Origin of the sequence: Acinetobacter sp. FDAARGOS_724 (assembly GCF_013364475.1) — a bacterium.
Lineage (GTDB): Bacteria > Pseudomonadota > Gammaproteobacteria > Pseudomonadales > Moraxellaceae > Acinetobacter > Acinetobacter variabilis.
Genome location: NZ_CP054908.1, coordinates 352,816 through 375,825 on the forward strand (window position 1 = coordinate 352,816; position 23,010 = coordinate 375,825).

Here is a 23,010-nt window from a genome sequence, read left to right on the forward strand (position 1 = left end):
AGTTTTCACTTAAGCTAAAAGCAATAACAAAGGCGAGTGAGAACCATAACAATGTTTTTTATTTTTGGTATAGGACCGAAAACCAAGGTCATTGAAAAAAGCCAGTTTCTTTGTCCAGTTTGCAGAACTCGTTCTGGGTATGAACTAAAACAGCAGCGTAATTATTTTTCTTTATTTTTTATTCCGCTAGTTCCACTTTCCAAGGCAAAAAGTACTTTTGTGCGTTGCCTGAATTGTGGAACTGTCATGCCGAGCACAGTACTTGACCATGCTCAGCCTGATCCACAGCGCTCGTCTAATCTAGAAGCTTGATTCTTCCCGGCTTGGATTGACCTGTTGAGTGGTTGAGTCAATTTTCAGAATCAAACTGATCATCACCGCACAGACAATTAGTGATGAACCGCCATAACTAATAAATGGCAGGGTCAAACCTTTGGTTGGCAATAGGCCCATATTCATACCAGCGTTTACCAGAATCTGTAACAGGAAAATGATACTGATCCCATAAGCCAGATAACCTGCGCGCAAGTATTGATGCTGCAAGGCACGATGTCCAATCCGGATACAGCAGACCATCACGGTAAAGGACAGAATCAGAATGATAGAAATACCCAAGAAACCAAATTCTTCCCCTAAGATCGCCAACATAAAGTCAGTATGAGCTTCAGGAAGATATGACATTTTCTGGATACTGTGGCCTAGCCCTACTCCCGTCCATTCACCACGACCAAACGCCATCAAGGCATTGGAAAGCTGATAACCTGTACCAAGCGGATCTTCCCAAGGATTCGAGAAAGACATTAAACGTTGTAAACGATAAGGTTCCAGAGCAATCGCAGCAGCAAATGCACCCAATAAAGTAATAAAAGCGACACCGAACTGAATCCAGGGAGCACCTGCCAGAAAGAATACACCGAGCATGGTCAGGGTAATTACCACCGTTGCACCCAAGTCAGGCTCAAGAATAATCAGACCAACGGTTGCACCCATGATGGCGCTTAAACGTACCAAGCCCTTGATATTATTACGAACCTCTTCAGCACGGCGCACGACGTAGTCAGCGGTAAAAATCGCCATCATGACCTTGGCGACTTCCGAAGCCTGCAAGGTAAAACCGGCTACCCGAATCCAGCGCTTGGAGCCGTTTACCTCAGTCCCGACAAAGAGTACGGCGACCAGCAAAACAATAGTAATAATCCATAAAAAGAAGGTGTTATTGAACCAGACTTTTAATGGAACTTTATAAGCTAGAAAGGCTGCACCCGCCGCAACCAGAATCGAGATTGCATGTCGGGTTACATAGTGGAAAGCATTTTCATGCATCCGTTCCGCATAAGGCATCGAAGCCGATGCCACCATGATCGAACCGATGCACAGCAAAGCCAGTACACAAAAAATCAGCACATTACGCGGATTAACTTCAGCGGGCAGCTTAGGTACCCACTGCTGATAAAATTGATTAATTTTATTGATCGCAGTCTGAGCAAACTCAGCCATATCACGAATCCTTGTTATTCTTAATTGAGTTCATTCACATAGGCCACAAACTTGCGACCACGTTCCGGATAACCGGAGAACATGTCAAAACTTGCACATGCAGGAGACAATAACACGACATCATGTGCCTGAGTGCGCTTCTGGCAAATTTCTACTGCTTCCTGCAGGCTTTCCGCATGAATCAATTCAGTCGTACCCGCAATCGCTTCTTCAATAATTGGGCGGTCCACACCAATCAATACGGCTACTTTCGCATACTTAGATAATGAGTCACGTAAAGCAGTAAAGTCCTGGCCTTTACCTTGACCGCCAAGAATAATAGCAACCTTGCCACCTTGAGCTTCGATCGCCATGCCTAGACCATCAAGTGCTGCCAGTGTTGCACCAATGTTGGTTCCTTTGGAGTCATTATAATAACGTACCCCATTGACTTCTTTAACGAATTCACAGCGGTGTTCCAGACCTTTAAAGGTTTTTAAAGTGTCCAGCATAATGTCCATTGGTAGGCCAATCGCTTCACCTAAAGCTAAGCAAGCCAAGGCATTTGCCACATTATGGGTACCTTGAATATACATGTCAGAACTTTTGAGCAGACGTTCACGACCACGTGCCAGCCAGATTGTGCCGTCTGTATCTTTGAGAATACCGTACTGGTTGATGTCCGGTGCATTCAAACCAAAGCTCTGCATCGGTATTGCATCTGGAACCAGTGGACGGGTCAGTGAATCATCACGGTTAAACACCACTTTTTTTACACCTTGGAAAATACGGTGTTTGGCGGTGTGATAACCCATCATGTCGCCATGACGATCCAGATGGTCTTCACTCATATTTAGAACAACAGCCACTTCAGCCTGCAAGTTTGATGTGGTTTCTAACTGGAAGCTCGACAATTCCAAAATATACAGTTCAGGATCATCTTTGGTCAGATCCAGTGCTGGACGACCAAGATTCCCCCCAACTGCCACTTTTTTACCCGCATTCGCTGCCATAAGACCGATTAAAGTCGTTACGGTACTTTTGGCATTTGAACCGGTAATGGCCACAATCGGCTTATCCGTCGCACGACGTAAAATCTGGATTTCACTTACCACAGGAATACCTTGTGCCAGTGCTGCTTGAATCTCAGGCAGTTTTGGATCGAGTCCCGGACTGATGATAATTTCTTCGGCAGAGAGCAACAGATTCTGGTCAAACTTGCCAAAACTGGTCTGTACTTCCGCAGGAATCTGGTCATGTCCCGGTGGGGTAGCTCTTGAGTCCGTTACTGCAACGCGGTAGCCCTGGTCATGTAAGAAGTTGACCGCTGCAACACCTGAAATTCCGAGTCCTGCAACGACTTTTAATCCACCACGTTGTATTAACATTTTCGCCCCATTTTCTGGTCTATTTTAAAACTGACGAAATGGTAGCACTTTGCTGTTTTGAATGCTTTTTCTGTTTTGACTTTCTCTGGCATTTTTTGTGTCAGGGCGTAAAAAAATATCGTTCAATCTTCATCTTTAATCGGTTTAATAATTAATAAATTTTTATTGGCGTCATTATGGGAATAAAAGTTAAGACCATGCTATCCATAACTTGAAAGGAAAATCAGATAACGTTTCCATTCATATATAGAAAAATAGTGGATTCTTCTCACCCAGATAAATCAATAAGTTTCTAAAAAATAAAAAAATGAGGGAGCTTATTTCTAAACTCCCCCTACTCATTTGCATGCTCAGTTTTTATTCTCAAACAGAATGAAAATTTACTTCCATTTCACTGCCTGAGCTTTAGGCTTAGCATCCGAACTTTGTTCCGATGCCGGGCAGGCACAGTTACCACCACAGCCACTGGCCATAGCCGGTTTTAACCATTTCGCCAGCGTATGCCAGTCCTTGGCTGCACAGGCATCAGACAACTTCTGGAAGACTGAGCGTGAAGTATTCGGAAATACCTTTTTAAATACCACTAGCGCACTCCAGACAACCAGTACCGCTACAATCAGAATTTCAATCATCTCAATCTCCCATTCACATGATCATTCAGATCTAGCCAAGGTTTCCCTTCAGCCAGTTTAACCCAAATAATGTGATGCAATTTGATAAGTCAGGAATGACATGAAATATGCCAAACCAAACAGGTAGAAGGTCATAAAGCTGACCGTTTTCCATGAACCGGTTTCACGCTTCACAGTGGCTAAGGTCGCCAGACAATGTGGTGCATAAATAAACCAGACCAGTAGAGACAAGCCGGTCGCGATCGACCAGCCTAAATCACCGCCGCCACTAATCAGTGCCGCCAGACCCTCAGACATGGCATCTTCATCAACTGCAGACAAGGCATAAACCGTACCCAATGCTGCCACGACAACTTCACGCGCTGCCATCGCCGGAATCAGTGCAATACAGATCTGCCAGTTAAAGCCCAATGGTGCAAAAATAGGTTGCATCACATGACCGAGCATCCCGGCAAAGGAATAATCGATATCCGGTAAAGTTGCACCTTCTGGCGGCTGCGGGAACGTACACAGGAACCAAAGCAGGATAGATAACGCAAAGATGATGCCACCGACACGCTTCAAGAAGATTCTGCCGCGATCAAGCAAACCAATCCAGACGTTTTTAACATCCGGGAAACGGTAACTTGGCAGCTCCATCAACAGCATGTGCTGAGACTTGTCTTTATGGAAAAATTTCAAGATAAAGGAAACAATCAGTGCACTTAGAATACCGGCCATATACAGACCAAATAACACTAGACCTTGCAGGTTCATGAAGCCCCACACAGTTTGCTTAGGAATGAAGGCTGCAATCAGCAACGCATATACTGGCAGACGTGCAGAACAGGTCATCAGTGGTGCTACAAAAATTGTGGTCAGACGGTCACGTGGATCACTAATCGTTCTTGAAGCCATAATCCCCGGCACGGCACAGGCAAAGCTGGACAATAGAGGGATGAAAGCACGACCCGAAAGACCTGCCTTAAACATCAATTTATCCAGCAGGAAGGCGGCACGTGGTAAATACCCGGACTCTTCCAAAACCAGAATAAAGAAGAACAGAATCAGAATCTGCGGCAGGAAGACCACGACCCCACCCGCACCGGCAATAATCCCGTCAACCACTAAGCTGTTTAATAAAGGATGAGCGATCAGTCCACCCATGTACTCGCCCAGCCAGCCGAAGAAAGTTTCAATTCCGTCCATAAATGGTGCAGCCCAGGCAAAGACCGCCTGAAACACCACAAACATCATGATGGCTAGGCTAAGTAGGCCCAATACCGGATGCAGGAATATCTTGTCCAGGAAATCAGTACGTTTATCTTCCTGATCGGCATAATTCACCACATCTTTCAGAATACTGGCAATCTGATGATGGTGATCGCCATTCAAACCGCTGAGTTCAGTTTGCGGAGCAGAAAACTTGTTTTTATCCAGTGCATTTTTCAGGTTTTCAACGCCTGAAGTACGCACGGCAACAGTTTCAACCACAGGTACACCCAGACGTTCAGACAGTTTCTGGGTATTGATCTGCATCCCGCGACGGCGTGCTTCATCCATCATGTTCAGCACCACCAGCATTGGACGACCCAGCTGAATCATTTCCAGTACCAGTCCCAGATGCAGTTTTAGATTTGTTGCATCTACCACGCACAGGAAAGTATCTTGCTGGCCTTCTTCTGCAATTTTACCCTGAACCACATTACGGGTAATTTCTTCGTCCGGGCTGGTCGCATCCAGACTATAAGTTCCTGGCAGATCCAGTACACGTACCGGTTTGCCTGAAGGAAGTGTAAAATTCCCGACTTTACGCTCAACCGTAACCCCGGCATAGTTGCCGACTTTTTGACGGGATCCGGTTAAATGGTTGAATAAAGAGGTTTTACCGCAGTTTGGGTTACCGACAAGGGCAATACGTAAGGTATCACTCATGCCGCCGCTCCCTGTTCAATTTCAATCTTGGCCGCTTCCGATTTTCGTAAAGCAAAACGCGTAAACCCCACCTGAATAAGAATCGGATCCCCACCAAAAATACCTTTGGTAATGACTTGTACCTGAGTTCCTGGTACAAAACCTAAAGTTTCCAAGCGACTGGCCACAACATCGTGGGAAGCGCCTTTACCATCAGTAGTTCGATTAACTTTTCGAATGATGGCAGTTTGTTTTACTTTCAAATCAGACAAACGCACCGTGAAAATTCCTAAGACTTTTGTACAGTATACAAACAAATGAGAATAATTAACAAATAAGTATTAATTACATTTCTTCTTGGCTGTATAGCACATCGACATGTTCGTAAAATTAAACTAGAGTGGAGAATAGCAATCAGGCTTCTCGCTTTTAAAAATTATCTTCATTAAACATCATGCTGAATAAAAAACCTCGCATTCCTAGTCCAGTTCAGATTCCTGAAGCTTTCAGTTACTTACAGGGTTTTCGTGATTATCTGATTGCCCAGACAGTGAGTCCCCATACCCGGAATGCCTATTTGTCTGATCTGATTCAGTGTGCTGAATGTCTGGTCAAACCTTTACCGGAATGGGACCATGATGATATTTCCGATGTGCTGATTGAATTGACCAAACAGCAAAAAAGTCCACGTTCAATTGCACGATGTTTGTCCGCCTTACGTTCTTTTTATAAATTCCTGCGGGAACAAAAACTACGTAGTGACAATCCGGTCGCTGCTCATAAAACACCAAAACTGGGCCGTGCCCTGCCAAAAGACCTGTCTGAGTCTGATGTCGAAGCGTTGATTCATGCACCCGATATTAATACTGCCCTCGGTTTACGTGATCGTGCCATGTTTGAAGTACTTTATGCCTGTGGTTTACGGGTGACAGAACTGATTAATCTACGTCTCGATCTGATTAATTTAAAACAAGGCTATTTGCGTATTGTCGGTAAAGGCAATAAAGAACGTCTGGTGCCAATGGGACAGATGGCTTGTGAATGGGTAGAAAAATACCTGCAAGAGGCACGTCCGCAACTGTATAAAACAGCGAGTGATTATCTGTTCCTCACCCAGTATGGCGGCATCATGAGCCGGCAGAATTTCTGGTATGCCATTAAACGCTATGCACTCCAGGCCGGAATTCAGGCTGAACTGTCTCCGCATACTTTGCGTCATGCCTTTGCCACGCATTTACTCAATCATGGCGCCGACTTACGGGTAGTACAAATGTTGCTAGGTCATAGTGATTTATCCACCACACAGATCTATACCCATGTGGCACAAGTCAGAATGCAGCAACTGCATGCAACCCATCATCCACGGGCTTAGGAGCTGATTTGAATAGAATAAACTGAGAAGTTTGACGTAGCTCTATCTTTTTTTGCTATGCTAATGCTCTGTTTTTAGTCCAAGAAAAAAAGGGTTATTATGACATTTGCCCGCACCAAAATTTTTATCGCTTGTCTGCTTGCTACCGGTCTGGGACTGAGCGCATGTTCCAATTCCAATAATTCAGATAAAAAGCAAGATACGCTTACAGCAAGTGCGCCGGCGACGGGTGAAGCCTCTAACCTTAGCGAACGTAATGCACAGCAACGTCTGATTTCAACGCTCGAAGGTCATTTCAAAAAAGCGGGGATTAACGCAAAAATCACGGGTATTAAATCCACTGAAGTACCAAACATGTCTTGGGTCAGCCTGGAAGGTATGGCACCCGTCTATGTGACAAATGATGGCAAATATCTGATTCAGGGCGATGTCATTCGTCTTGGAGACAAAGAGCTGCATAATGTCAGCGAAACCCTGCAATCTGACGCGAACAAGAAAATCTTTGCAAACCTTAAAGCTGAAGACCTGTTGATTTATCCAGCCAAAGGTAAAACCAAACATGTAATCTATGTCTTTACCGATGTCAGCTGTCCGTATTGTCACAAATTCCATGAGCAGATGGATGAGATGAACAGCAAAGGTATCGAAGTACGTTATATTGCCTGGCCACGTGGCGAGCAGCATATGCCTGCCATGGAAGCCATCTGGTGTAATTCCGACCGTCGTGCAGCCTTCGACCAAGCCATTGCCGGTGGATCTATCACGCCGACTACTTGTAAAAATCCTGTGAAAGATCAATATCAAATGGGTCTTAATATTGGTGTGAATGGCACCCCGGGTGTATACAGTTCTGAAGGACTTTATCTCGGTGGCTATATGAGCACATCAGAATTATTGGATCGCCTTAAATAACTCATTTTAATTAGTTATTTAACTTTATTTTATAGATAAAGATATTCTGAAATGACCCTAGAGTCAGGCCGCTTTTTTAGCTATGATCTAGGCTCTCGTAAAAAACTGTTTATATTTGGAGTGTGACGTGAAACCAGTTCGTCTGGCAATCCTCGGTCTTGGTACTGTGGGTGGTGGTGCCCTTAAACTATTAAAAGAAAATGCTGCTGAGATTAAACGTCGCACCGGTCGTGAGATTCAAATTACCCATGTTGGTACGCGTCGTCCGCGTCCTGATCTGGATCTACCTGAATCAGTTAAACAAAGTGCAGATCTGCTCGACATCGTACGTCAACCTGATGTAGATGTGGTGGTTGAAGTGATGGGCGGTATTCACCCTGCTTATGAAGTGATTAAAGAAGCCATTCTGCATGGCAAACAGGTCGTGACTGCCAACAAGGCCTTATTGGCTGAACATGGGAATGAACTGTTCAAACTTGCCGATGACAACGCTGTGCAAATTGCTTACGAGGCAGCGGTGGCTGGTGGCATTCCAATTATTAAAGTGATGCGTGAAGGTCTGGCAGCCAACAAGATTGACTGGCTGGCTGGCATCATCAACGGTACAGGCAACTTCATTCTGACTGAAATGCGAGATAAAGGCCGTGCCTTTGCTGATGTACTGAAAGAAGCGCAGGAACTGGGTTATGCAGAAGCCGATCCAACCTTCGATGTAGAAGGAATCGATGCAGCACATAAACTGACATTACTGGCCTCTATTGCTTTTGGTATTCCATTGCAGTTTGATAAAGTCTTTACTGAAGGCATCAGCAAAATTACTGCACAAGACGTGAAATATGCTGAAGACTTGGGCTTCCGTATCAAACACCTCGGTATTGCGCGTCGTGCTGAAACCGGTATCGAACTCCGCGTGCATCCTACCCTGATTCCTGAAGAGCAATTGATCGCTAATGTCAATGGTGTGAAAAATGCAGTTCTAGTTCAAGCCAATGCGGTTGGTCCTACACTGTATTACGGTGCGGGTGCTGGCGCGGGCCCTACAGCTTCTGCAGTAGTTGCAGATGTCGTGGATATCGTACGTGATATTTCTTATACTGAAGACGGTGCTGGTACAATTCCACAACTGGCTTTTGAAAGCTTAAGTGACCTGCCAATCCTGCCACGTGAAGAAATGACGACTGGATACTACATCCGGATCAATGCTGAAGATCAAACCGGAGTACTGGCTGAAGTAACCTCTATTCTAAGCCGCGAAGGCATCAGTATTGATGCAATTCTGCAGCAGTCACGTCTGAAAGATCTTATTCCTATCGTGATCCTGACTGATCCTGTCAAGGAAGCAAAAATGGATGAAGCGTTAAAACAAATTCAAGCTCTTCCTGTCATTCATGGCGAAATTGTACGAATTCGTTTAGAATCGCTTGATAATTAATCGGGTCGAGGGGACACTCTCCCCTTGCCAAGCTCTACACACAATTGGAACATCATCATGTCGAATGCCAATCGTTATACTGGTTTAGTTGACCGCTATCGCGACCGTTTACCAGTGTCTGCAACTACTAAAGCTGTTTCTCTGGGTGAAGGTAACACGCCACTGATTAAGCTTGCGAATATTCCGCGCATTATTGGCAAAAATGTTGAAATTTATGTGAAGTACGAGGGCTTAAACCCGACTGGTTCATTTAAAGACCGTGGTATGACCATGGCGGTAACAAAAGCGGTTGAAGAAGGCTCTAAAGCCATTATCTGTGCATCTACAGGTAATACTTCAGCAGCTGCAGCAGCTTATGCAGCGCGTGCAGGTATCAAAGCGTTCGTTTTAATTCCAGAAGGCAAAATTGCCATGGGTAAAATGGCGCAAGCGATGATGTACGGTGCAATCACCATGCAAATCCGCGGTAACTTCGATGACGGTATGCGTCTGGTAAAAGAAATCGCTGACAAAGCACCTGTGACGATTGTTAACTCAATTAACCCATACCGTCTGCAAGGTCAAAAAACCATTGCTTACGAGATCGTGGATGAATTGGGCCGTGCACCAGACTACCACTGCCTGCCAGTAGGTAATGCAGGTAACATTACTGCGCACTGGATGGGTTATACCGAAGCAGTTGCGAATCAACCTGCTGATCAATTCGAGCAAGTGGTTTACGACGCTGCCACTGATGCCTTCACTGGTCCTAAACCTGAAGGTCTGCCAACAATGGTAGGTTACCAGGCTTCTGGTGCTGCACCTTTCCTTCGTGGTGCACCTGTTGAAAATCCTGAGACTGTTGCAACTGCAATCCGTATTGGTAATCCACAAAGCTGGAACCATGCGAAAGCGGTTGTTCGTGATTCTAAAGGTTGGTTCGATGAACTGACTGATGCCGAGATTCTGGAAGCGCAACGTCTTCTTTCTATGTATGAAGGCGTATTCGTAGAACCTGCATCTGCAGCTTCAATCGGTGGCGCAATCCGTGACATTAAAGCAGGTAAAATTGCTGAAGGTTCTGTGATCGTGTGTACTGTAACTGGTAACGGTCTGAAAGATCCGGATACTGCGATCAAACAATGTTCTGATGCTGTAATGCTGTCTATCGACGCAACTTTAGAACAGGTTCGTGAATCAATTCTTTCAAATATGTAAGATACAGAATCAAAAAAGCCCTGCAATTGCAGGGCTTTTTATATGCGCTTAAAAAAGATTAAACACGTTGTTTAGGCAAGCTAGACACCCAGGTCATGAGACGAGTCGCATCATTGGTACGTGCAGCAGTTGAATCCGCACCTAATACCACGACCACCACAGGACGGTTATTCAAGGTCGTGTGCATGACGACACAACGTCCTGCTTCATTGATATAACCGGTTTTAGACAGGTTGATATTCCAGCCACCATTACGCACCAGTGAATTGGTGTTGTTCGATTTCAATACACGATAGCCAAGGTTAAAATCATAGCTGGCAGTGGTAGAGAATTGACGGATCAGACCATACTGTGAAGCAGTATTCACCAGAATCCCCAAATCACGTGCAGAAGACACATTGCCAGGATGCAGGCCGGTAGATTCCATATAATGGGTTGAATTCATGCCCAGCTCTTTAGCTTTGGCATTCATCTTCGCAATGAAGGCTGCACGACCGCCTGGATAGGTACGCGCCAATGCAGCTGCAGCTGGGTTCTCAGATTTCATCAAAGCAAATAATAAAGCTTCAGCACGATTCATGCTGTCCCCGGCTCTTAAGGTAGAACTTGAGCTCTTACAGCCTGCACAGGAAAAATCAGCCTGTTGCAAAGTAATTTTTTCAGACATATTCAAACGCGCATCTGAAATCACTACTGCAGTCATCAACTTGGTAATCGACGCAATCGGATAAGCATTATTGGTATTTTTACTGAATAACACTTCACCCGTCTGTGAATCCATCACCAAAGCTGCACGCGCACTTACAGGAGGTTGATTACTAAAATGACTATTATCAATAATCTGCACAGGTTTTGCTGGTGCTGGTACACCGCCCTGACGAATCGTCGTCGTAACAGTTGCAGAACCTGGTGGTGAAGGTTCTGTAGCAGATACGCTCAAATTATCATTCATGAGCTGATTGACTTCATCAGAAGACCAGCTGATGCTGGATCCGCCCTCTGTTGTGCCAGAATTCATAATGATTTCAGCAAAACTTGTCGTGCTCATGCTGATTAACACGGACAGGCCGAGTAGATGCCTTAAAGACTTGTTTATTTTCTTCACTATTCCTTCACTCAACTAACAGAGGTAAGATTGATTTGCGTATTACCTCTAATATGCCTTACATTTAAACACAATGCCGAACATTTTTTGTTCTTGACACTATGTGATAAGTTTCAGATTTAATCTGCGAATAGGATTGCTAATTTTGTAGTTTCATTGCAAGCTTATTTTGCTTTATGTAACAAAAAAATGATTTTTTAATAGAGGGAGAGTCTAGGTGATCACAGTTTTAGTTGTCGACGACCATGAATTAGTTCGTACTGGAATTTGCAGAATGCTGAAAGACCATGCGGATGTTCAGGTGATTGGACAGGCTGAATCTGGTGAAGAAGCAATTACCCTCGTCCGTCAGCATCATCCCAATGTGGTTCTATTAGATGTCAACATGCCAGGTATCGGTGGTGTAGAAACCACACGCCGTTTACTACAGACTGCTCCTGAAACCAAAGTTCTTGCGGTGAGTGGCCTGGCTGAAGAGCCTTATCCTTCTCTTTTACTTAAGGCAGGAGCCAAAGGCTATATCACCAAGGGTGCACCTGTATCAGAGATGGTCCGTGCCATCAATAAAGTCATGCAGGGCGGTAAATATTTCAGTGCTGATATCGCAGAACAGCTGGCCAGCTCCTACCTGTCTGATACCCAGCAGTCTCCTTTCGACGCACTGTCTGAACGTGAAATGCAGGTAGCCATGATGGTAGTGAACTGTATCAGCGCGCAGGAAATTGCCGACAAGCTGTTTGTAAGTGTTAAAACAGTCAATACTTACCGTTACCGGATCTTCGAAAAACTGAATATTGATAGTGATGTTAAACTGACCCATCTTGCAATGCGCTATGGCCTGATTAAACCTTAATTTAACCCTCTGCTTAATGCGGTTTCTATGGCGCAAACATCCAGTTATTCTGAACTGAATCAATATCATCTGGGCCTATGGTATAGCGCCTACCGCCTGATTATCAGCACGGGTCTGTTGCTGATTTTCCTGCTGACTTATCCCGATATGACTGCGGATTATCAGTATCCTAAACTCTATCACTATGCCTTAATGATTGGCGTCGCCGTCAATACTGTGCAGCTGTTTACACTAAGATGGGTAAAGCGCCTGATTCAGCCACAGTTCATTCTGATTTTTGCCAGCGATGTCTTTTTTCTCAGTTTATTGACCTTGGCCAGTCAGGGCCCAAATGTCCATCTCGGACTGATTTTTGTTATTACCATTTTTTCAGCTTCATTATTACTGGATGCCAAGAAAGCCCTGATCATTACTCTGATTGCGGTGATTAGTATTATCTACCAGCATTTTATCGGCAGTATTTTTGCTTTTTCTTCCCTTACCAATATCGGAAACAGTGCCCTGCTGGCCTTTCTGTTTTTTGTCGTCTATGGCTCGGGACAAATTGCGGTACGGCGCTTTCAAATTCTGGAAAACCTGAATTTTTCTCAATCGCTAGAACTATATCGCTTACAGAATATTAACCGCTATATTCTAGAACAGATTGAAACTGGTTATCTGGTCTTAGATGAGAATTACCATGTGGTGCTCAGTAATCCGGCTGCCTGTCATCTGCTCGGCATTGAGCCAATGTATGCCCATGAAAGGTTTTCGTTATACCAATCTCAAAATGACTTATTTGAACTGATCCGTTTTGAAAATCTGGAAAATGGCGAGCGGTTTCAATTTGAATCCCAACAGAGTCGTTATAATATTCACGTGCAGGTACAAAAGCTGATTGTGCCGCACCAGACTCTGACTCTGCTCGTGCTGCAAGATGCCCGCAAACTTAATCAGCAGGTGCAACAGTTAAAGCTTGCTGCTTTAGGCCAGCTTTCCGCCAGTATTGCCCATGAAATTCGCAATCCTCTGGCTGCCATTGTACAGGCCAATGATCTTTATCTCGATTCTGAACCTGAACAGCAACAGGTCCTGCATCAGATGATCAGCCGACAGGCTACCCGTATTGACCGGATTATTCAGGACACCCTGAATATGGTGAAGAATAAAGAAACCCATCCGGTCGTAATTCAGCTGAATGAATTTATACCACTATTTATTCAGGAAGATTTAGCAGATGTGGCCGACCAGATTCAATTTAATATTGATGTACCACTGGCTATTCAGTTCGATGAAGCCCAGTTACGTCAGATTCTAATTAACCTGATTCGTAATGCTATCCGTCACAATTCTCCAGATTCATCTCATATTCAATTGAATATTCACCCATATGAACATAAGGTATGGATAGATGTTCGGGATTTTGGCTCTGGTGTTGCCACCCATGATCAGGAATTATTATTTAAACCTTTTTTCAGCACGTCTATCCATGGAACGGGACTCGGACTATATTTATCACACAGTTTTTGTGAAGCCAATCAGGCACAACTCAACTACATTTCACAAGAACAGGGCGCATGCTTTCGGATTAGTTGTCAACGTGTGACAGCATAAAAGGAATAAGGGGAAATATTGTGGAACAACAACCACTGGTTTTATTGGTGGATGATGAGGAAGATCTATGTACCCTCATGCAAATGTCATTGATGCGCATGGGAATCCGTACACATATTGCCCATCGTCTGGAAGATGCAAAAAAATTTCTGACAGATCATCAATATGATGCCTGTCTGACGGATCTAAATCTTCCTGATGGCAATGGTCTGCAATTACTGGACTGGATTAACCAGCATTCCCCTTACCTTCCGGTAGCTGTTCTAACGGCCTATGGTAATATGGATATTGCTATTGCTGCACTCAAGGCAGGTGCATTTGACTTTGTTAGCAAACCGATCAATCAAAAGCATCTGGAGCAACTGCTGCAAAAAGCACTAAATAAACCAGTAGACTATTATCAGAATAATTCCAATGATTCACTAGAACATAAGCTGCTGATTGGACAATCTCTGCCTATTCAGCAATTGCGTGTCACCTTGAAAAAAATTGCCCGTTCCCAGGCACCCGTGTTTATTACTGGCGAATCAGGTACCGGGAAAGAAGTTGTCGCCAATCTGGTTCATCGTCTCAGCAATCGCAATGAAGGACCTTTTATCGCAATTAACTGCGGTGCAATCCCGACTGAACTGATGGAAAGTGAACTGTTTGGCCATAAGAAAGGCAGCTTTACTGGCGCGACACAGGACAAGCAGGGACTAATTCAGTCTGCCCATGGAGGTAGTTTGTTCTTAGATGAGATTGCTGAATTACCGTTATCTATGCAGGTCAAACTGTTACGTGCTGTTCAGGAAAAACGCATTCGTCCAGTCGGTTCCGATACTGAAATTGATGTCGATTTCCGTGTCATCAGTGCCAGCCATCAGGATCTCGATGCGCTGGTACAACAAGGCAAATTCCGTCAGGACTTGTTCTTCCGTATTCATGTGATGGATCTGGTCTTACCACCCCTGCGTGAGCGCGGCCAGGATATTCTGCTCCTCGCTGAGCATTTTATTCAAAAGATCTGCCAAGAATGGGAAATTCCTGCGAAAAAGTTGACGGAACGGAGTAAAGAATTTTTACTCGAGCAATATTATCCGGGCAATGTACGCGAACTGCGCAACATTATTGAACGCGCAATTATTTTGAGTGATGAAGACAAGATTGATCTTCAGCATCTGCAAACTGCTCCACTACGTCATATGGCACCTGTCTTATCAGAAACTGCCAATCTGGCAGAGCCGACTTCATCTTCGGATCAGATCATTATTCCCAAGAAACTCCCCGAAGAAGGTCTGGAACTGTATTTAGAAAAGATTGAAAAAGAAATTCTGTTGAATGCTTTGAATCTGACCCATTGGAACCGTACATTGGCCGCGAAGAAACTGGGGATGTCATTTCGGTCTTTACGTTACCGTCTGAAAAAATTCGGACTGGATACCGAAGAAGAGGAATAATTATTTTTGCAGGAGCAGCAAGTCTGTGACGTGATCCAGATAGCTCTCCTCACGTGCATCCTGACCTAAGGGATAGGTGAAATGTGGCTGAATCCCCTGTCCTTCGATCATATTGCCACTCGGGCTAAAGTATTGAGATACTGTCATCTGCAAAGCAGAGCCATTACTTAAAGGGAATAGCTTTTGCACTACCCCTTTGCCATAGCTCTTTTCTCCTACCACCCAAGCACGATTATGTTCTTTCAGAGCAGCAGTAAATACTTCTGCAGCAGAAGCAGAACGGTTATTGATCAGAATCCCGACTTTTAGGTTCTGAAACTCAATTCCTGGTAGTGCCTGAAATTGCTGATTACCTTCAGAACGGCTCTTGGTCGAGACAATAATACCCTGATTCAGAAACAAATCTGCTGATTCAACAGCTGCAGATAATAAACCACCCGGATTATTACGCAGGTCAAACAGCACCGCTTTCAGGCGATTAGTTGAATAACTTTCAATAATCCGTTTGATTTCATTAGCGGTATCCTGCTGGAAGACTTTGACCTGTAGCACCAGAACCTGATTGCTGTGTAAGGTCGATTTAATCTCGGTATCCACTTTGGTATTGCGAACCAGTGTAATCGGTACACTTTGCGCAGAAAGCTGTAGCGTTAAAGTAGAGCCAATAGCACCAGTCAATAAATCTCGCACCTGCTCACGTTTCAGCGCACTCAAGACCTGATCATCAATCTTATAAACTGTTACACCATTACGAAGGCCTTGCTTGGCAGAGTCAGCATCTGGACTCAAGCCTTGTACCATCCATTGTTTTAGCTGTGGATTAAAATACAGATCAAAATCAATACTGGCCAGATCACCTTCGGTATATTCACGCAGCTGCTTATAGTCTTCAGGAGATAAATAGCGGGAATAGCGGTCCAAGCCGCTCACCAAACCTTGAATGGCTTGCTGGAAAAGCACATCGTCATTTTTGTCTTGAATATAATTATCTTTGACGATGCCATAAATCTGAACAAATTCCTGGATGGATGTAACAGGAATTTCATTATAGACCTGTTCATCTATTTCCAGTTCATCGAGTGCCATCTCGGTCGAAACAGCACTCCAGGCGGAATGACTCAAACACATCAGTAAGCAGGATAAGACTACAGACTTGCCATGTGTTTTTATCATTCTTATACCCGTTTTATAAAAGTTTAAGCGTGCAGCTCAATAAGATTGCGACCCTGCATTTCAGCTGGTACCGGAATTTGCATCAAGTTCAGCAGGGTTGGTGCGACATCAGCCAATACACCACCTTCTGCGATTGTTGCAGAACTTGGACCCACATAGATAAATGGAACCAGTTCAGTGGTATGCTGGGTATGCACCTGACCACTCTGATAATCCTGCATTTGCTCCACATTACCATGGTCGGCAGTAATAATCATATGACCTTTTTTCGCCATCACAGCTTCATAAACACGGCCTAAGCAAGTATCCACGGCTTCAACGGCTTTCACTGCTGCATCAAATACACCTGTATGACCGACCATATCACCGTTGGCATAGTTCACAACCAGTAGGTCAAACTCGCCTGAATTGATCGCTGCCACCAGTTCATCAGTGACTTCATAGGCACTCATTTCCGGTTTCAGGTCATAAGTCGCAACATTTGGCGATGGGATCAGGATACGTTTTTCACCTGGATACTCATCTTCACGGCCACCGCTAAAGAAGAAGGTTACATGCGCATATTTCTCGGTTTCTGCAATACGTAGCTGAGTTTTACCCAAGTTCGACAGATACTCACCTAAAGAATTTACCAGCGCTTCTGGCATATAGGCTATTGGCGCATCAATGGTCGCCTGATAACGGGTCAACATTACAAATTTCGCCAGATTCGGTACAACCTTACGTTCAAAACCAGCAAAATCTTTTTCAACAAAGGCACGAGTCAATTCACGGGCACGGTCAGCACGGAAGTTCATGAATACGACGCTGTCGCCATCCTGAATCTTCACAGTGTCGCCAATGCGAGTCGCTTTTACAAATTCATCTGATTCCTCTGCAGCATAAGCCTGTTCCAGACCTTCAACTGCACTAGCTGCAGTACGCACTGCTTCACCTTCAGTCAGCAGACGGTACGCTTGCTCTACACGATCCCAACGGTTGTCACGGTCCATGGCAAAATAACGACCGATCATGCTGACAATACGACCCTGACCCGGATATTGAGCAAATAATACATCCAGTTTTTCTAAAGAGGGTTGAGCACTTTTTGGTGGAGTATCACGGCCATCGAGGAACGCATGCAGATAAACCTGAGCACCACGTTTTAATGCCAGTTCAGCCATGGCCACAATATGGTCTTCGTGTGAGTGCACACCGCCTTCAGACAGCAGACCCATAATGTGGACTGCGCCATTTGCTGCTTTGGCTTTCTCAACCGCATCTACCAGCACTTCATGTTCGAAGAAAGCCCCAGTACGGATATCTTTAGTAATACGGGTAAAGTCCTGATAGAGCACACGGCCAGCACCAAGATTCATATGACCGACTTCAGAGTTCCCCATCTGACCATCAGGCAGGCCGACATCTTCACCTGAACCTGAGATCAAACCATGCGGATGCTTTTCCTGCATAGCAGTTAAATTTGGTCGTTTAGCCGCTAAAAACGCATTGTCTTCGACCGCTTCGCGATGACCCACACCATCCATTATCACCAAAACGTGAGGGATTTTGCCAGCAGTTGCATCCGTCATAATGAAATACTCTTTTCGTCTACGAATTAATCGCTCTAGTTTACCGAATTTTGCAAAAAGAGGCCATGACCAGACGATGGTTTAAGCCTCTTGTTGCGATTGATTTCTTCTATTTTCCTGTAGCTTAGCGGGCCCGATGGAGTAAGTAGCCGCCAATAGCAAACATCAGCAAAATAGGAATAAATACGAACCATGCCGGTGACGGCGCATAGACCAGACTGGCATAGCCAAGAAAATCCTGCAGGTAGAAGAAGCCTAAACCTGCGAATAATGCAATCACCAAACGGAAACCCATGGATTGCTGACGCAATGGTCCGAAAATAAATGAACAGGCAATCACTACCAGCGCAATCAGGGCAAATGGCGAACCGACTTTCTGCCAGAAGGCCAGCTGATAGGTTTTAGGTACCTGACTATATTCATGCATATAGCTCATAAAGCTCACCAGCTGGCTTGGCGATAAATCTTCCGGATCAATCGTGACCATATGCACATATTTTGGCTGCAAGGCCAAAGCCAGTGGCTGCTCATCATGCTGTACCAGTGTCGCATTGCCGTTTTGTAAAATATCAAACTGTTCTGTGCTATCTAGTTTCCAGGCCCCATCTTTGACAAACTCACCCTGTTTGGCATCCAGAGTACCCCGCAGACGATAATTGTCATCAAAGTCCAGCATCTGCACATTTTTCAGCTGGCCTTTGGCATTTGCATAATCAATATAGATAAAGCGATTACCCTCACGCGTCCAGTAACCTTTCACTTCACCAATTTTGACCGGCTTGTTATAGCTTTTGACAGCTTTGGCCTGTTCATTGGTATAGGGAATCACCCACTCGCTCAGGGCAAACGACAATACGACTAATAGCAATGCTGAACGGATGACCCAGCCGACAATACGCCACAGGCTAACGCCGACTGAACGCATTACGATCAGCTCACTATTGGAAGCTAATGTACCCAAACCGAGTACCGCACCAATCAGTGCCGAAATTGGCAGGATTTCATACAAATAATTGGGTGCGCCCCAGAGTACATATTTCAAGGCATCCCAGGCACCATAGCCTTCTTTCAGGGAACCCAATTCACCTAAATACGTAAATAAGACCTGCAGACCTGAAAGAACAGCTGTTGCCCCAAGCATCGCCAGCGCAGTGGTTCCGGTCACATGTTTGGCAACTATACGACGTGCTAACATTGTTAAGACCTCACTCGCTGAATCCGTTTTTTAATTTTTGGCGCCAAATTCTGTTTACGTGAGAACAATGCACCGGCTATAGCATAAATGATCAGGACTAATGGATAAGCCCAAATGCCCATTTCCGCCTTACTGACCCGGGTTTTGATCGCCATCAGGGCGACGATCAGGCTGGCAAAGATCATCAGTGCCGGGAATAATTTGAGGTAGCGACCTTGACGTGGGCTCACTTCAGACAGGGCTACAGACAAAATCAGGGCAATCACAATGGCAAATGGCACAAAGACACGCCAGCCAAGCTCACTGGCTACGACAGGATCCTGACGATTTTTCCAAAGCTGTCCGGTCGGCAAGGCTTCAACTTCATCACTGGCCAGTGATGCTTCTTTATCACTTTCGATCCGTAAACGATAGCTTTCAAATTCAGCCTGGGTATATTGCGGCGTGCCTGGATAAATTTCATAGCGGCGACCATTGACTAGGTCGACCACATTAGCTGCATCATTCGGCATTTCAATCCGGGTCGCTTCCTGCGCCAGAATCATCACATCTGGCTTGCCTTCTTTTTCCGCACGCTGATAGAAAAAGATATCTTTCAGGTTTTTGCGATCTTCGGATAGATCTCCGGCATAAATGGTATAAGGTCCGGAAGAGATAAATTCTTTGGGCCGAACCAGATCAAAGCCGGTTCGTACTGCCTGCTCACTGGTCAAGGCTTCGAACTGTCGAATCCCCCACGGTGAAGCCCACAACATGAGAAAGCCTTGTGCAAGGAGATAGACCAAAGTCATCGGAATCAAAAGACGTGCCAGCTGATGCCGGCTAATTCCGCTACCATTTAAGACCGCCATCTCATGATCAACATAGAGACGACCAAAGACCAGCATTAAACCAATAAAGAACCCAAGTGGAAGAATCAAGGTCAGGAATTCAGGCAAACGATAACCAATGATGCTGAACAGGATTCCAGCATCCAGACGCCCCTGTGCGGCCACACCAAAATACTTGATCAAACGACCGCCCATCATGATAAGGGTCAGTAAGGCAATCACCACCAAGGAGGTCGATACCACTTGCTTGACCAGATAACGCCGAATAATCAAATTAGTTCTTCCAAAATGAGCTCCATAAAACGAGTGCTAGTTTACCCGAATAGCAAAAATATAAAACCTAGGTGGCTCTGCCCATTGAAAATCTATTCGGATAAATGTTTCAATGCTTGAATGATTTGCAAATCTAAACAGGCGTGAAAACAAGATATGAACCTTACAATTAATACGTCATTCCCAGAGAATGGATCAAGTCAATCTTTGTTGATTTTAGTCAACTCAGAGCAAATTCAGAGCGCTGCATCAACATACCAAATCAACAACCTAGACACATTAATTGAAGCCTCCCAATTCAAGGCCGGTCTAGCAGAAAGTTTAAGCCTAATTGGACAGGTCAGCCAGTCTCAGCATGCGGCCCTGATCGGCCTCGGCAAGACTGCCGAATTACAAGCGGGAAAACTGGCGAAAATTGCCCAGGCCATTATTAAAGCCTCTCAAAAAAAATTCAAACAGATTTCTGTTGATCTGACACAACTTCCACAAGAATTGCACTATCTGTTTGCATTGGCTTTAACTCAGGCCAGCTACGGCTATGACGAATACAAGTCGAAAAAGAACGAATTTATTCTGCAGCAGATTGATTTCATCGCTGCCGAAACTCCGCTAACAACTGAACAGTTGCAATTGATTCAGGCCGTACAGACTGGTCAGAATCTGGCGCGTGATCTGGGTAACCGTCCTGGCAATATCTGTTTCCCGGAATATCTGGCAGAACAGGCCCAAGCGCTGGCGGCTCAATATCCGGACCTGCTTAAAGTAACTGTACTCAATGAACAGCAAATGGCTGACCTTGGCATGGGGGCCTTCCTTGCAGTCAGCAAAGGTTCAGATCGTCCAGGCCGTATTATTACGATTGAATATCTGGCGCATCGTGAAGAAGCACCAGTGGTATTACTGGGTAAAGGCATTACTTTTGATACCGGTGGTATTTCATTAAAACCAGGCGCTGGCATGGACGAAATGAAATACGATATGTGCGGTGCAGCTTCAGTTCTGGGCACGCTTCGTGCACTATGTGAATCTCGTTTACCAATTCACGTTGTAGGTGCGATTGCTGCAGCGGAAAATATGCCGTCTGGCAAAGCAACACGTCCAGGTGACATCGTCACCACCATGAGTGGCCAAACCGTTGAAATTTTAAATACTGATGCTGAAGGCCGTCTGGTACTCTGCGATGCATTAACTTATGTGAAACGCTTTAATCCTGCTCTGGTGATTGATATTGCAACTCTAACCGGTGCTTGTGTAGTGGCGTTAGGTTCAGTCTTGACTGGTATGTTTACGCCAGACAATGAGCTGGCTGCAGAACTTGAAACCGCTGGCCAAAACGCATTTGACCGTGTATGGCGCATGCCGGTACTGGACGACTATCAGGAACAACTGGATTCCCCATTTGCTGATATTGCCAATATTGGTGGCCCTAAAGCTGGTTCTGTAACAGCTGCATGCTTCCTGCAACGTTTTACACGTGACTATCGCTGGGCTCACTTGGATATTGCAGGTACTGCATGGAATTCAGGTCCAAATAAAGGCGCAACTGGCCGTCCAGTACCTTTATTAATGCAATTCCTGGCTAATCGCGTTCAAAAGCATGGCTAAGGTCAGCTTTTATTTATTTGAAAAAAGTCCTGAACGACAAGTGGACAGCACTTGTCGTTTATGCCGTAAAATTTTGCGTCAGCCAGAGCGCATCTGGCTGCTGTGTGCTGATCCTGCCTTACAGCAGGAACTGGATGAAAAGCTATGGAACTTTGATCCTGCCAGCTTTATTCCGCATGGAATCGATCAGCCAGATGCAACCGTTTGTATCTCGGCTCAATTACCAGAGCAGTCGGGCTGGATTATTTTTAATTTTAATCCGGAAGCACTTGAACCTGATGCGAAATTTAGTCACATTATTGAGATTATTGAAAACAATGAACCGGCCAAACAGCTGGGACGTGAAAAATATAAACAATATCGTCGCTTTGGCATTCAGCCAAATACCTTTAAGCTCTAAGTAATCACGTGAACAAGGAGATGCAAGTGGCATTAAATGTAGGTCCAGATTTTAAACAGCGCTGGTTAAACACACCTGAGGCTGTACGTCAGACCTTTATCGATGACCTCTCGCGCATCTGTGAAGTACTTAAGCCTGAAACCGTTGTAGAAGAATGGCTGGTCCGCGACCAGCAGTTACAGAAAGAGTCTGAGCGTAAAATTGAAGCAGCGTATGCACAGCGCAAGGCCGAACTGATTGAAGAAGCACGCATTCGCAGACAACGGGCACTCGAAAAAGCCTTAGCCGAAAAACGTGCTGAAGAACAGGCTTATGCCGAACAGCTACGCCGTGATGAAGAGCGAAAATTTGCCGAGCAAACCCAGAAGCTTGCTGAAATGCGTCATATACTGGATACTGAAGTTCAGGATTATGCCGCACGCTATCAGAAAAATCCGGATCAGGTTCTCGACTTTGCCAAAGGTCGCTTAAATATCGATGATACCCAGATTTTGTCTGAGCTGGAAAGCTTACGGTTACGTCTGGAACTCGAAGCAGAAACTGTGATTGAACAAACCATCAATGCACTGCGTGAGAAATTACGCGCTGCAGCCAAAGAAGAAATTGACTATATTCTGAAAAATTCTGATCTGGCTGAGTAAAGTTGATAGTCATTTGGCTGAAATAGTCTT

General features: G+C 44.9%; 21 protein-coding genes. 11 read left to right on the plus strand and 10 right to left on the minus strand.

Annotation, left to right across the window (positions count from 1 at the left end):
• Nucleotides 1–51: 51 nt before the first annotated feature.
• Entirely contained in the window at nt 52–312 is a 261-nt protein-coding gene (locus FOC32_RS03040; protein ID WP_175966302.1) for a zinc ribbon domain-containing protein, read from the plus strand.
• On the opposite strand, the gene ftsW is transcribed toward FOC32_RS03040, so the two are convergent.
• The 5 genes from ftsW to FOC32_RS03065 form a co-directional block, all read right to left on the minus strand.
• Complete coding sequence (ftsW, locus tag FOC32_RS03045) at nt 301–1,497, minus strand: putative lipid II flippase FtsW (RefSeq protein ID WP_175966303.1); 1,197 nt, start codon at nt 1,495–1,497, stop codon at nt 301–303. The two genes, FOC32_RS03040 and ftsW, sit on opposite strands and share 12 nt — an antisense overlap.
• A 20-nt stretch (nt 1,498–1,517) precedes the next feature.
• Nucleotides 1,518–2,864, minus strand: coding sequence for a UDP-N-acetylmuramoyl-L-alanine--D-glutamate ligase (gene murD / locus FOC32_RS03050; protein ID WP_175966304.1), 1,347 nt, complete (start codon nt 2,862–2,864; stop codon nt 1,518–1,520).
• Nucleotides 2,865–3,244: 380 nt separating this feature from the next.
• Complete coding sequence (locus FOC32_RS03055) at nt 3,245–3,496, minus strand: DUF6587 family protein (RefSeq protein WP_175966305.1); 252 nt, start codon at nt 3,494–3,496, stop codon at nt 3,245–3,247.
• Between the two features lie 57 nt (nt 3,497–3,553).
• Complete coding sequence (feoB, locus tag FOC32_RS03060; RefSeq protein WP_175966306.1) at nt 3,554–5,410, minus strand: ferrous iron transporter B; 1,857 nt, start codon at nt 5,408–5,410, stop codon at nt 3,554–3,556.
• Entirely contained in the window at nt 5,407–5,667 is a 261-nt protein-coding gene (locus FOC32_RS03065) for a FeoA family protein (protein WP_034169774.1), read from the minus strand. The genes feoB and FOC32_RS03065 overlap by 4 nt, the downstream gene beginning before the upstream one ends.
• Nucleotides 5,668–5,843: 176 nt before the next feature.
• Here FOC32_RS03065 and xerD point away from each other — a divergent pair, with 176 nt between their 5' ends.
• The 4 genes from xerD to thrC all read left to right on the plus strand — a co-directional run bounded on the left by xerD (nt 5,844) and on the right by thrC (nt 10,302).
• The gene (gene xerD / locus FOC32_RS03070; protein ID WP_175966308.1) at nt 5,844–6,761 is read left to right on the plus strand and encodes a site-specific tyrosine recombinase XerD; all 918 of its coding nucleotides are present in this window, start codon (nt 5,844–5,846) and stop codon (nt 6,759–6,761) included.
• Nucleotides 6,762–6,860: 99 nt separating this feature from the next.
• Nucleotides 6,861–7,673 (plus strand): DsbC family protein, encoded by an 813-nt coding sequence (locus FOC32_RS03075; RefSeq protein WP_175966310.1) that lies wholly within the window; start codon nt 6,861–6,863, stop codon nt 7,671–7,673.
• Nucleotides 7,674–7,800: 127 nt separating this feature from the next.
• A complete protein-coding gene (locus FOC32_RS03080) occupies nt 7,801–9,105 on the plus strand; it encodes a homoserine dehydrogenase (protein WP_005233480.1) in 1,305 nt (434 codons plus the stop codon).
• Nucleotides 9,106–9,162: 57 nt separating this feature from the next.
• Nucleotides 9,163–10,302, plus strand: coding sequence for a threonine synthase (gene thrC, locus FOC32_RS03085; protein WP_034703411.1), 1,140 nt, complete (start codon nt 9,163–9,165; stop codon nt 10,300–10,302).
• A gap of 58 nt (nt 10,303–10,360) precedes the next feature.
• Here thrC and FOC32_RS03090 read toward each other — a convergent pair whose 3' ends face one another.
• Nucleotides 10,361–11,407, minus strand: coding sequence for a serine hydrolase (locus FOC32_RS03090; protein WP_175966312.1), 1,047 nt, complete (start codon nt 11,405–11,407; stop codon nt 10,361–10,363).
• Between the two features lie 217 nt (nt 11,408–11,624).
• Between FOC32_RS03090 and FOC32_RS03095 the strand changes: the two genes are divergently transcribed.
• The 3 genes from FOC32_RS03095 to FOC32_RS03105 are packed head-to-tail and all read left to right on the plus strand — an operon-like array spanning nt 11,625 to nt 15,292.
• Entirely contained in the window at nt 11,625–12,260 is a 636-nt protein-coding gene (locus FOC32_RS03095; protein ID WP_175966314.1) for a response regulator, read from the plus strand.
• Nucleotides 12,261–12,287: 27 nt separating this feature from the next.
• Nucleotides 12,288–13,853, plus strand: a complete 1,566-nt coding sequence (locus FOC32_RS03100) for a sensor histidine kinase (RefSeq protein ID WP_175966316.1) — start codon at nt 12,288–12,290, stop codon at nt 13,851–13,853.
• 17 nt (nt 13,854–13,870) lie between these two features.
• On the plus strand, nt 13,871–15,292 hold the full coding sequence (locus FOC32_RS03105) for a sigma-54-dependent transcriptional regulator (RefSeq protein WP_414632198.1): 1,422 nt from the start codon (nt 13,871–13,873) through the stop codon (nt 15,290–15,292).
• On the opposite strand, the gene FOC32_RS03110 is transcribed toward FOC32_RS03105, so the two are convergent.
• The 4 genes from FOC32_RS03110 to lptF form a co-directional block, all read right to left on the minus strand.
• Nucleotides 15,293–16,465 (minus strand): S41 family peptidase, encoded by a 1,173-nt coding sequence (locus FOC32_RS03110; RefSeq protein ID WP_175966318.1) that lies wholly within the window; start codon nt 16,463–16,465, stop codon nt 15,293–15,295.
• 23 nt (nt 16,466–16,488) lie between these two features.
• The gene (gpmI, locus tag FOC32_RS03115; protein WP_175966319.1) at nt 16,489–18,036 is read right to left on the minus strand and encodes a 2,3-bisphosphoglycerate-independent phosphoglycerate mutase; all 1,548 of its coding nucleotides are present in this window, start codon (nt 18,034–18,036) and stop codon (nt 16,489–16,491) included.
• 124 nt (nt 18,037–18,160) lie between these two features.
• Nucleotides 18,161–19,231: an LPS export ABC transporter permease LptG gene (gene lptG / locus FOC32_RS03120; RefSeq protein ID WP_005233468.1), complete on the minus strand. Its 1,071-nt coding sequence runs from the start codon at nt 19,229–19,231 to the stop codon at nt 18,161–18,163.
• A gap of 2 nt (nt 19,232–19,233) precedes the next feature.
• Nucleotides 19,234–20,334 (minus strand): LPS export ABC transporter permease LptF, encoded by a 1,101-nt coding sequence (lptF, locus tag FOC32_RS03125; RefSeq protein ID WP_034169783.1) that lies wholly within the window; start codon nt 20,332–20,334, stop codon nt 19,234–19,236.
• 156 nt (nt 20,335–20,490) lie between these two features.
• On the opposite strand from lptF, the gene FOC32_RS03130 reads away from it, so the two are divergent.
• From FOC32_RS03130 to FOC32_RS03140, 3 genes are read left to right on the plus strand one after another with little or no spacing between them, the layout of a single operon-like run.
• On the plus strand, nt 20,491–21,939 hold the full coding sequence (locus FOC32_RS03130) for a leucyl aminopeptidase (protein ID WP_125279627.1): 1,449 nt from the start codon (nt 20,491–20,493) through the stop codon (nt 21,937–21,939).
• Nucleotides 21,932–22,339 (plus strand): DNA polymerase III subunit chi, encoded by a 408-nt coding sequence (locus FOC32_RS03135; RefSeq protein WP_004787296.1) that lies wholly within the window; start codon nt 21,932–21,934, stop codon nt 22,337–22,339. Before FOC32_RS03130 ends, FOC32_RS03135 begins: the two co-directional genes overlap by 8 nt.
• Before the next feature lie 26 nt (nt 22,340–22,365).
• Nucleotides 22,366–22,980, plus strand: coding sequence for a hypothetical protein (locus FOC32_RS03140; RefSeq protein WP_125279626.1), 615 nt, complete (start codon nt 22,366–22,368; stop codon nt 22,978–22,980).
• Nucleotides 22,981–23,010: the final 30 nt, after the last annotated feature.

Bases quoted from the DNA above. Each gene is read 5' to 3' on its own strand.
- FOC32_RS03040 (WP_175966302.1), top strand. From the start codon at position 52: ATGTTTTTTATTTTTGGTATAGGACCGAAAACCAAGGTCATTGAAAAA.
- ftsW (WP_175966303.1), bottom strand. From the start codon at position 1,497: ATGGCTGAGTTTGCTCAGACTGCGATCAATAAAATTAATCAATTTTAT.
- murD (WP_175966304.1), bottom strand. From the start codon at position 2,864: ATGTTAATACAACGTGGTGGATTAAAAGTCGTTGCAGGACTCGGAATT.
- FOC32_RS03055 (WP_175966305.1), bottom strand. From the start codon at position 3,496: ATGATTGAAATTCTGATTGTAGCGGTACTGGTTGTCTGGAGTGCGCTA.
- feoB (WP_175966306.1), bottom strand. From the start codon at position 5,410: ATGAGTGATACCTTACGTATTGCCCTTGTCGGTAACCCAAACTGCGGT.
- xerD (WP_175966308.1), top strand. From the start codon at position 5,844: ATGCTGAATAAAAAACCTCGCATTCCTAGTCCAGTTCAGATTCCTGAA.
- FOC32_RS03075 (WP_175966310.1), top strand. From the start codon at position 6,861: ATGACATTTGCCCGCACCAAAATTTTTATCGCTTGTCTGCTTGCTACC.
- thrC (WP_034703411.1), top strand. From the start codon at position 9,163: ATGTCGAATGCCAATCGTTATACTGGTTTAGTTGACCGCTATCGCGAC.
- FOC32_RS03100 (WP_175966316.1), top strand. From the start codon at position 12,288: ATGGCGCAAACATCCAGTTATTCTGAACTGAATCAATATCATCTGGGC.
- FOC32_RS03110 (WP_175966318.1), bottom strand. From the start codon at position 16,465: ATGATAAAAACACATGGCAAGTCTGTAGTCTTATCCTGCTTACTGATG.
- gpmI (WP_175966319.1), bottom strand. From the start codon at position 18,036: ATGACGGATGCAACTGCTGGCAAAATCCCTCACGTTTTGGTGATAATG.
- lptG (WP_005233468.1), bottom strand. From the start codon at position 19,231: ATGTTAGCACGTCGTATAGTTGCCAAACATGTGACCGGAACCACTGCG.
- FOC32_RS03130 (WP_125279627.1), top strand. From the start codon at position 20,491: ATGAACCTTACAATTAATACGTCATTCCCAGAGAATGGATCAAGTCAA.
- FOC32_RS03135 (WP_004787296.1), top strand. From the start codon at position 21,932: ATGGCTAAGGTCAGCTTTTATTTATTTGAAAAAAGTCCTGAACGACAA.